Source organism: Caulobacter sp. CCH9-E1, assembly GCF_001556515.1.
GTDB lineage: Bacteria > Pseudomonadota > Alphaproteobacteria > Caulobacterales > Caulobacteraceae > Caulobacter.
This window is the reverse complement of the sequence record NZ_LSJA01000391.1, coordinates 1-8,720: the sequence shown is the minus strand read 5'-3', so window position 1 is coordinate 8,720 and position 8,720 is coordinate 1. Positions and strand designations below refer to the sequence as shown.

Annotated in this window: 10 protein-coding genes and 1 pseudogene; 4 read left to right on the top strand and 7 right to left on the bottom strand. The window is 69.6% G+C overall.

Annotation, left to right across the window (positions count from 1 at the left end; translation table 11 throughout):
- Nucleotides 1–100 precede the first annotated feature (100 nt).
- Genes AX690_RS21890 through AX690_RS21880 form a run of 3 tightly spaced genes read right to left on the bottom strand, consistent with a single transcriptional unit; the run spans nucleotide 101 to nucleotide 2,688 of the window.
- Nucleotides 101–1,441: an ATP-binding protein gene (locus tag AX690_RS21890; protein ID WP_066730569.1), complete on the bottom strand. Its 1,341-nt coding sequence runs from the start codon at nucleotides 1,439–1,441 to the stop codon at nucleotides 101–103.
- 7 nt (nucleotides 1,442–1,448) lie between these two features.
- A complete protein-coding gene (locus AX690_RS21885; RefSeq protein ID WP_066684662.1) occupies nucleotides 1,449–2,156 on the bottom strand; it encodes a response regulator in 708 nt (235 codons plus the stop codon).
- A 25-nt stretch (nucleotides 2,157–2,181) separates the two neighbouring features.
- Nucleotides 2,182–2,688 (bottom strand): MarR family winged helix-turn-helix transcriptional regulator, encoded by a 507-nt coding sequence (locus tag AX690_RS21880; RefSeq protein ID WP_066684660.1) that lies wholly within the window; start codon nucleotides 2,686–2,688, stop codon nucleotides 2,182–2,184.
- A gap of 79 nt (nucleotides 2,689–2,767) precedes the next feature.
- On the opposite strand from AX690_RS21880, the gene AX690_RS21875 reads away from it, so the two are divergent.
- From AX690_RS21875 to AX690_RS21870, 3 genes are all read left to right on the top strand, one after another.
- Complete coding sequence (locus AX690_RS21875; protein ID WP_066684658.1) at nucleotides 2,768–3,658, top strand: branched-chain amino acid aminotransferase; 891 nt, start codon at nucleotides 2,768–2,770, stop codon at nucleotides 3,656–3,658.
- 163 nt (nucleotides 3,659–3,821) lie between these two features.
- Nucleotides 3,822–3,905, top strand: a complete 84-nt coding sequence (locus tag AX690_RS24345; protein ID WP_106907040.1) for a hypothetical protein — start codon at nucleotides 3,822–3,824, stop codon at nucleotides 3,903–3,905.
- Nucleotides 3,906–4,006: 101 nt separating this feature from the next.
- Nucleotides 4,007–5,098, top strand: a complete 1,092-nt coding sequence (locus AX690_RS21870; RefSeq protein WP_066684655.1) for a 3-deoxy-7-phosphoheptulonate synthase — start codon at nucleotides 4,007–4,009, stop codon at nucleotides 5,096–5,098.
- A gap of 682 nt (nucleotides 5,099–5,780) precedes the next feature.
- Here the strand turns inward: AX690_RS21870 and AX690_RS23830 are convergent.
- A pseudogene (locus tag AX690_RS23830) lies at nucleotides 5,781–6,896 on the bottom strand (phosphatidylinositol-specific phospholipase C1-like protein); the annotation flags it as partial.
- Nucleotides 6,897–6,944: 48 nt separating this feature from the next.
- Between AX690_RS23830 and AX690_RS21860 the strand changes: the two are divergent.
- Nucleotides 6,945–7,133: a hypothetical protein gene (locus AX690_RS21860; RefSeq protein WP_066684652.1), complete on the top strand. Its 189-nt coding sequence runs from the start codon at nucleotides 6,945–6,947 to the stop codon at nucleotides 7,131–7,133.
- On the opposite strand, the gene AX690_RS21855 is transcribed toward AX690_RS21860, so the two are convergent.
- From AX690_RS21855 to AX690_RS21845, 3 genes are all read right to left on the bottom strand, one after another.
- Complete coding sequence (locus tag AX690_RS21855; RefSeq protein ID WP_066684649.1) at nucleotides 7,124–7,825, bottom strand: class I SAM-dependent methyltransferase; 702 nt, start codon at nucleotides 7,823–7,825, stop codon at nucleotides 7,124–7,126. The genes AX690_RS21860 and AX690_RS21855 overlap by 10 nt on opposite strands.
- A complete protein-coding gene (locus tag AX690_RS21850) occupies nucleotides 7,815–8,267 on the bottom strand; it encodes an Rrf2 family transcriptional regulator (protein ID WP_066684646.1) in 453 nt (150 codons plus the stop codon). Before AX690_RS21850 ends, AX690_RS21855 begins: the two co-directional genes overlap by 11 nt.
- Before the next feature lie 106 nt (nucleotides 8,268–8,373).
- On the bottom strand, nucleotides 8,374–8,720 hold a 347-nt coding region (locus AX690_RS21845), incomplete at its 5' end, for an FAD-dependent oxidoreductase (RefSeq protein ID WP_197426939.1).

Here is an 8,720-nt window from a genome sequence, read left to right as displayed (position 1 = left end):
CGCGGAGCGACTGAGGGGGCCAATGCGGCCTAAACCGAGCTCGCCCCCTCCGGCCCTCTGGGCCACCTCCCCCGCATCGCGGGGGAGGAACGATTGAGCCCTACCCCGGCAACCGGATCAGCGCCCTTAATCCCCCCATCGCCGACCGTGACAGCACCAGGTCTCCGCCCAGGCCGCGCGCCATGTCGCGGGCGATGGCGAGGCCTAGGCCGACGCCCTTCTCGTTCTGGTTCCGGCTCTCGTCGAGGCGCGAGAACGGCTTGAAGGCCTCCTCGTAGCGGTCCTCGGGGATGCCGGGACCGTCGTCGTCGACGGCGATCTCGACCCCGCCCGTCTGGCGGGCGGTGGCCGTGACCTTGACGTGGTCGGCGTGGGCGACGCCGTTATCGACCAGGTTGGCCAGGGCGCGGCGGAAGGCCAGCGGCCGCAGTCGCGCTTCCAGTCTCGGCGCGATCTCGGTCTCGACCACGGCCCCGCCGCGCTCGGCGTCGGCGACCACGCCCTCGATCAGTTCGGAGAGATCGACCACCCGCGCGTCCTCGCCGCCCTCGCCGCGGGCGAAGGCCAGGTACTCGTCGATCATGTGCTCCATTTCGGCCAGGTCGCCCTTCATCGCCTCCAGCTGTTCGCTGGGCTCGGACATCGCCATTTCCAGCTTCAGGCGGGTCAGGGGCGTGCGCAGGTCGTGACTGACGCTGGCCAAAAGGGCGGTGCGCTGCTCGATATGGCGGACGATGCGGGCCTTCATGGCCAGGAAGGCGCGGGCGGCCTTGCGCACCTCGCGCGCGCCGTGCGGCTTGAAGTCGTGCTCCTCGCCCCGGCCGAAGGCGTCGGCGGCGTCGGCCAGGCGCTCGATGGCCCGCACCTGGTTGCGGATGAACAGGATGGCGATCGCCGTCAGCAGCATGGTCGCCACCACCATCCAGAGGATGAAGATGTGCCCCTGGGTGGCGTAGGCCCGGTCGCGCAGGGCGTAGATCTGCAGGACCCCGTCCTTCACCTGCACCCGGATGTCGATATAGGCGGTGTAGCGGGTGGTATCGAACCAGAACGGGTTGTCGAGCCGGTCGTCCAGGGCCTGCTGCAGCGAACGGTCCAGGGCCGCGAACAGCGACGGCCGGCGGCTGGTCGGCAGCTTGCGGCCCTTCTGGAAGGCGATCGACAGCGACATCGAATCCTCGGCCCGCTTGGCCAGCTTCTCGACGGCGGCGGGGCTGGGATCGTCCTCGTAGGACTGCACGGCCCAAGCGATGTCGCCCGCCAGGCCCTCGGACAGCTTGCTGGTCACCGACTGCCAGTGGGCGTCGAAGAACGCCCAGGTCACCGCGATCTGCATCACCGCCACTGGCAGGATGATGATCAAGAGGCTCCGCCCGAACAGCGAGGTCGGCAGCAGGCGCTTGAGGAAGGGCGGCAGGTTAAGGCGGGTGGAGAGGGGCACCGCGGGATCAATCCGGCGCCAGCCGATACCCGATCCCGCGCACGGTCTGCAGATAGCGCGGATTTTTCGGATCGGGCTCGATCTTGCGGCGCAGACGGGTGACCTGGACGTCGACGGCGCGGCCGGTGGCGTCGGCGGTGTCGCGAGCCAGCTCCAGGCGATCGACCGGTTCGTGGGCCGAGCGGGCCAGGCGCCGCATCAGGGTGACCTCGGCCTCGGTCAGGCGGATCACCTCGCCGTCGCAGGTCAGTTCGCCGCGCTCGGGCTCGAACGTGCAGCGGCCCAGGCTGAGGGCGGCGGTGCGGGTCCCGACCGGGCGCGCCGACGAGCGGCGCAGGATCGCCTCGATGCGCAGCAGGAGCTCCTGCGGCTCGAACGGCTTGCCCAGATAGTCGTCGACGCCGTTCGAGAGGCCCTCGATCCGGTCGGCGGTCTGATCGCGGGCGGTCAGCATCAGGATCGGCGTGCGACCGGCCTCGCCGCCCTTGGCGCGCAGCCGCTTGGTGAAGGCCATGCCGTCCTCGCCCGGCATCATCACGTCCAGCACCATCAGGTCGAAATCCAGCGCCTCGAACAGCTTGTCGGCCCCCGCCGCGTTCGAGGCGGCGGTGACGCGGAAGCCGGCGCGGCCCAGGAATTCCTTGATCAGCTTGCGCAGGCGGTCGTCGTCGTCGACGACCAGCAGGTGGCGCTCGCGGCGCTCGTCCGGAGTCATGGCGCTATTCTCACGCGGTTTGGCCTCACACGTTCTGGCGCCGCGGCGCGCCGACGCCCTGGCGGGGGCCGGCCAGGGCCGCCAGGATGCGCCTCGCGCCGGCCACGCCGTCCAGGCCGCCCGTGCGGTAGGCCCGCGCCAAGAGCGCCCGCAGGCGCTCGGCCGTCCGCTGCTCGAAGGCCACGCCGTCGGGGGTCAGGGTCGCGGGGCGGCGGCGGCCGTCCAGCTCGCCAGACCCGCGCTCGACCAGCCCGGCCTTCTGGAGGTCGGCCAAGGTGCGGCTGGCGGCCTGCTTGGACAGGCTGGTCAGCTTCGACAGGTCCTGCACCCCGATCCCCGGACGGCGGCGCAGCAGGAAGGTCGCGCGCCAGTGCGAACGGCCAAGACCCACGCTCTCGCTCTCCAGCGCCGCGTCGACGGCGGCCCACAGCGAGGCCTCGGCCAGCAGGATCAGTTCCAGCCCGCCGTCCAGTTCCTCCTCACGGAGGATCAGACGGGGATCGTCCGAACCGGGCTGCAGCGGGGCTATCATCGCGCGGAGTCCATTTTATTTGACGCGCCCATCCACCGGGCGTCTAAGGGCCGGGTTTTCATAAGGAGGTCTTGGGCCGATGTCTCTGGTTCCCTTCGACGATCGTGATGGTTGGATCTGGCTGGACGGCCAGTTCGTGCCCTGGCGCGAAGCGAAGGTGCACGTCCTGACCCACGGCCTGCACTACGCCTCGTCCGTCTTCGAGGGCGAGCGGATGTACGGCGGTGAGATTTTCAAGCTGACCGAACATACCGAGCGCCTCTTCAAGTCGGCCGAGATCCTCGACTTCAAGATCCCCTACACGGTGGCCGAGATCGACGAGGCCTGCAAGGCGACGGCGGCGAAGAATGGCCTTAAGGACTGCTACGTGCGTCCGATCGCCTGGCGCGGCAGCGAGATGATCGGCGTCTCGGCGCAGCAGACCAAGATCCACGTCGCCATCGCGGTCTGGGAATGGCCCAGCTATTTCGACCCGGCCACCAAGGCCAAGGGCATCCGCCTGACCTGGGCCAAGTACCAGCGTCCGGACCCGAAGACCGCCCCGACCGCCGCCAAGGCCGCCGGCCTCTACATGATCTGCACCATCTCCAAGCACGCCGCCGAGAAGGATGGCTACGCCGACGCGATGATGCTGGACTATCGCGGCTATGTGGCCGAGGCGACCGGCGCCAACGTCTTCTTCGTCAAGGACGGCGTGCTGCACACCCCCAAGCCCGACTGCTTCCTGGACGGCATCACCCGCCGCACGGTGATCGCCATCGCCAAGGACAAGGGCATCGAGGTCGTCGAGCGCCACATCCAGAAGGAAGAGCTCGCGGGCTTCACCGAATGCTTCATCGTCGGCACCGCCGCCGAGGTTACCCCGGTCTCGGAGATCGGCGAGTTCAAGTTCACGCCCGGCAAGCTGTCGCTGGACCTGATGGACACCTACGCCGCCCTGGTGCGCGGCCAGGCGATGGCCGAGGCCTAGTCGGAACCCTTCTCCCCTTGCGGGAGAAGGTGTCGGCGACGCCGACGGATGAGGGGTTTCTCGGCGCTTGCCGCGCGACCCCTCACCCGGCCCTCCGGGCCACCCTCTCCCGCAAGGGGAGAGGGGTCGACTCCCAAGAAACATCCCTTTAAGCTCAACGACGATGACCCTCGCCGCCAGCCACACGCTGTTTTGGTATTTTAGCTATCCGACGCCTCTGGCGCCGGGAGGGTTTCGTTCGGCCTGAGATCAGGGCCACTTAAGAACACCTTCACCAGCCGCCAGGGGACCCCCGGGCGGCTTTTTTGATGGCCGCCGGACCTTCCCAGACATCTTCCGGAGCCATCCATGCCGTCTTCCGCCGCCCATATCGTCTCGCTGCCGGTCCCGACCGACGACCTGCGGATCGAGAAACTCCAGACCCTCAGTCCGCCCGCCCAGGTGATCGGCGAGGCCCCCGCCACCTCGTCGGTGGCCGAGGTCGTCGGCGCCGGCCGCCGCGCGGTCCACGAGATCCTGCACGGGCGCGACGACCGCCTGGTGGTGGTGATCGGGCCGTGCTCGATCCACGACCCCAAGGCCGCCCTGGAGTACGCCCAGCGCCTGGCCGCCGAGCGCCAACGTCACGCGGGCGAGCTGGAGATCATCATGCGGGTCTATTTCGAAAAGCCCCGCACCACGGTCGGCTGGAAGGGCCTGATCAACGACCCGGACCTGGACGGCGGCTTCCGCATCAACGAGGGCCTGCGGCTGGCGCGGCGGGTGCTGCTGGACGTCAGCGCCCAGGGCCTGCCGGCCGCCTGCGAGTTCCTGGACGTGACGACGCCGCAGTACATCGCCGACCTGGTGGCCTGGGGCGCGATCGGCGCGCGCACGACCGAGAGCCAGATCCACCGCGAGATGGCGTCTGGCCTGTCGTGCCCGGTGGGCTTCAAGAACGGCACCAATGGCGACGTGAAGGTGGCGGTCGACGCCGTGACCGCCGCCAGCCAGCCGCACCACTTCCTGGCCGTGACCAAGGAGGGCCGCGCGGCGATCGCCACGACTACCGGCAACGGCGACTGCCACCTCGTCCTGCGCGGCGGCAAGACGCCGAACTACGACGCCGCCAGCGTCGCGGCCGCCGCCGAGGTCCTCAGGAAAGCCGGCCTGGCCGAGCGGATCATGGTCGATGTCAGCCACGCCAACAGCGGCAAGAACCACGAGAACCAGCCGGCGGTGGTCGCCGACGTGTGCGCCCAGGTGGCGACCGGCGCCTCGCCGATCATGGGCGTGATGATCGAGAGCCACCTCGTCGCCGGCCGCCAGGACATCGTCCCGGGCCAGCCCCTGACCTACGGCCAGTCGGTTACCGACGCCTGCGTGGATTGGGAGACGTCCGTCCGTATGCTGGACGACCTGGCGGCGGCGGTGCGGGCCGGACGTGCGGCGCGGGGGTAGGGCGAGGGCCCTACTTTCTCGCCGCCGCCATCACCGCCGCGACCTCGGCCCGGGCCATGGCGATGTCGCGCAGGAAGGTCTCGGAGCGGTGCTGGGCGGCGTAGATCACCTCGCCCGACTGGAGGCCGGCCTCGGTGGCGCTGAGGGTGTGGCTGCCGCAGATCCAGCGGCTGTCGGCGTAGTCGCGGCCGCGCGCGTAGAGGGCGTCGGCGCGCGAGGGGACGACCTCGGCCAGGATCATGGCGACGTGGCCGCCGAAGGCCGAGTGACCGGACGGATAGTCGGGATTGGCGGTCAGGTCGGGCCGCTTGGGCTCGCAGACCGGGGCGGAGTCCTTGCCGATATAGGGGCGCTTGGTCCCCCAGAAATGCTTGGCGACGCTGACGGGCGAGCGGTCGTCGCCGGCGCGCTCCAGCAGGGCCGACAGGATCGGGGCGTTCTGGGCGGTGAGCTTTACGCCCAGGGCCTTTTCGAAGTGACCGAAGGCGGGGCCGCTGACGTCGGCCGTCGCCTCGGCCCAGCGCGCCGGGTCCTTGTCCTTGATCGCGCGGCTCTGGTCGAAGACGGCGGCGTCGGCGATGGCGCGGGGCGAGCCCGGCTGCGGCGGCGGGGCGAGGATCTTGGTCAGGTCCGGACGCGCCTCGGGCTGGAGATAGCCGCGTTCCGGCGTCCCCGGCAGGGCCTCGATCGGAAGATTGTCGCAGGCCTTGGGCTCGCGCACCGGATTGCAGATCGCCACGTCGCCGCCAGTCAGGCGCACGGTGTAGCCGCCGGCAAAGCGCGGATCGGGCCACATGTAGTCGGTCGAGACATACTGGGCGCCGCTGGTGAAGGCGGCGGTGCGGCGGTTGACGTCGTTGCGGCGCGCTTCCCAGGTGTCGGCGTCGGCGCGGGTGCGGACGATGAAGCCGGCCTTCACGGCCGCGGCGATGCGGTCCTTCTGGGCGACCGGATCGTTCAGCGTCAGATAGGCGGCGGCCGGCGAGGCCTCGTCGGTGTTGACGAACATCGCCCGGCCCTCCAGCGAGGCGCGCTTGCCGCGATAGATCGCGACCTTGGCGGGGTCTTCGTCCAAGGCGAAGAACACCTTGCCGCGCGCCTGGCCGATCTTGGGCCAGCCACCCGCCAGCACCGCCTCGCGCAGGGTCCTGGCCTTGCCCTGGACCTGGTCGGGGGTGATCAGGCGATCATCGCCAAACACCGAGCGGATCTCGGCGTCCAGCGCGTCGAACAGACCTTCGGTGAAGGCCAGGGGCTTGACGCCGCCCGGTACGGTGGCCTCGCCTTCCTTGGCGTTCAGCATGATCAAGATCGGCGCGTGGTCGCGGTGGGCGTCCGACCAGGCGCGGACCTCCTGCAGGCACGAGACGAAGGTCACGCACGAGACGCGGAAGTCCACATCGGTCATGTGGATGGTCTTGAAGCCCGGCTTGGCCAGGGCCGCGGCCACTTCGGGCGGCAGGGCCGTCCCTTGGCCGAAAACCGTCAGCGGCTTGGCGTAGCGGCCGCCGTCGGGATCAGCCACGACGTCCAGTTCGATCTGGCGCGCGCCGGCGTCCAGCTGCTCGGCCAGACGGCGATGGCCGTAGTCGACGCCGAGGGCGGCCTGGCCGCGCGCGGCGACCATGGCCGCCATCTCGTCGGCCGGGATGAGCTGCTTGTAGGAATTGTGCGTGCCGACGGCCATCAGCTCGTTCATCGGCAGGGCGTCCATCCGCTGCCGAATGCACGGCGCGCTCTCGTCCGAGGCGGGGCAGGGGGCGGCGGCGACCGCCAGGGCGGCGAGCAGGGGAAGCATGAGCGAACTCCAAGGCAGAGCGTCGCCATATCGCTAGCACATGACGGTTTGACGTCGCCGCGGGCAGCGACCGTCATCAAGCTTTTAAAACTGGGAAAGGGCACGCTGGAGGATCGCCTCGACGGGATCACCAAGGTGTTCAGCCAGCGCCGCGACCAGTCGTGGATCATCGCCGCCCGGGAGCGATCCCGGGCGGCGTTCTTGTTTTCCGCCGGCGTAGGCCTTGCTCAGGCGTAGCCGGCCCAACCGCGCCAGGTGAAGGCGGCCCAGAACATCGCCACGTCGTGAAAGCCCGCCTCACGCAGGACGGCCTCGTCTTCCTCGGGCGCGATCATGCCGGCCATGGCCGATACGGCCGAACGAGCGCCGAAGGCCTCTTCAGCCTCGACCCCCTGGGAGATGGCGAAGGCGGCGTAGCGGTCGAGCCAGAGGTCGCGTTCGCCCGCCCCCTGCGGGAAGCTGCCGTGCGCGGCGACGAATGGGGCGCCAGGTTTCAGCCTTTCGCGGATAGCGGCGGCCGTGCGCACGCGTTCGGCGCGATCCAGGAAATGCAGGGTCAGCAGGCAGGTGGCTCCGTCGAACCCCTCGGCCGCGACATCCTCGACATAGCCCTCGACCAGCTCGACGCGATCGGCCAGCGGCCCGAGGGTGCGCTCGGCCTGGCGCAGCATCTCGGCGGCGGGGTCGACGCCTACGAACGTCCAGCCCGGATGGGCGCTCGCCAGCGCCCTCAACTCAAGGCCGCCGCCAGCGCCGACGACCAGGATGCGGGCGTCTTCAGGCGCCCGCTCGGTCAGCAGCAGGCCGCAAAGGGTGTGCATCGCCTCCAGACCCGGCACGAAGCGGCGGGGGCCATCGGCGTACTTGGCGACCGCCTCCGGGTCCGAAAACGCCGCCAGGAACTGTTTGGAACCGTCCTCAGGACGCATGGGTCGCCTCTTGGATACGCGCGGTCATGCCGGCGTGGAAATCCCGCCTGAGCATGGCCAGTGTCACCGCGCCGAAGCCGGCCCTCAGCACCGCCTCGGCCTGGTCGAACACCGCGCCTAGGGCGTTGTTGACCGCCTGCTCGACGAGGCACGAAGGGGCTTCGGTGCGGTTGCCGATGGCTAGCAACTCCGCCGCACCGAGGGCTTCGTGCACCTGCAGCATCGTGATGTCCTCAAGCGGCCGCGCGATCGTCCAGCCGCCGCCATGGCCTTTTTCGGACGCCACAAGGCCAGCGTCGCGCAGGCCGCCGAGAATGCGCCGCACCACCACGGGATTGGTGGACATGGCCTTGGCCAGCTCCTCCGAGGTGGACGGGCGGTCGTGTTCGGCCATGTGCAGCAGCACGTGCAGCACGCCGGAAAGCTGACTGTTCCTTCTCATGCAACTTCATATGTTGCGAGAATCGGCGGACGTCAAGCGCGCACGAAGAACGCCGCCCGGGATCGTCCCGGACGGCGTTAGCTTGGTCTAGCGATGGGCGACGAACCTAGGCCGCGACCTGCGAGGCCTCGGCCGGCAGGCGGATCAGGTAGTCGAAGGCGCTGAGCGAGGCCTTGGCGCCCTCGCCCATGGCGATGATGATCTGCTTGTACGGCGTCGTGGTCGCGTCGCCGGCGGCGAACACGCCGGGGATCGACGTCTCGCCGCGATAATCCACCTCGATCTCGCCGCGCGGGGTCAGGGCAACGCCGGACTCCTTCAGCCACTCGGTGTTGGGGACCAGGCCGATCTGCACGAACACGCCTTCCAGATCGACGCGGTGGGTCGCGTCGCCGTTGCGGTCCTTGTAGGTCAGGCCGTTCACCTTCGCGCCGTCGCCATGGATCTCGGTGG

Excerpts from the sequence above, each read along its gene's own strand:
- AX690_RS21885 (WP_066684662.1), bottom strand. The coding sequence starts at position 2,156 with ATGACTCCGGACGAGCGCCGCGAGCGCCACCTGCTGGTCGTCGACGAC.
- AX690_RS21880 (WP_066684660.1), bottom strand. The coding sequence starts at position 2,688 with ATGATAGCCCCGCTGCAGCCCGGTTCGGACGATCCCCGTCTGATCCTC.
- AX690_RS21875 (WP_066684658.1), top strand. The coding sequence starts at position 2,768 with ATGTCTCTGGTTCCCTTCGACGATCGTGATGGTTGGATCTGGCTGGAC.
- AX690_RS24345 (WP_106907040.1), top strand. The coding sequence starts at position 3,822 with ATGACCCTCGCCGCCAGCCACACGCTGTTTTGGTATTTTAGCTATCCG.
- AX690_RS21870 (WP_066684655.1), top strand. The coding sequence starts at position 4,007 with ATGCCGTCTTCCGCCGCCCATATCGTCTCGCTGCCGGTCCCGACCGAC.
- AX690_RS21855 (WP_066684649.1), bottom strand. The coding sequence starts at position 7,825 with ATGCGTCCTGAGGACGGTTCCAAACAGTTCCTGGCGGCGTTTTCGGAC.
- AX690_RS21850 (WP_066684646.1), bottom strand. The coding sequence starts at position 8,267 with ATGAGAAGGAACAGTCAGCTTTCCGGCGTGCTGCACGTGCTGCTGCAC.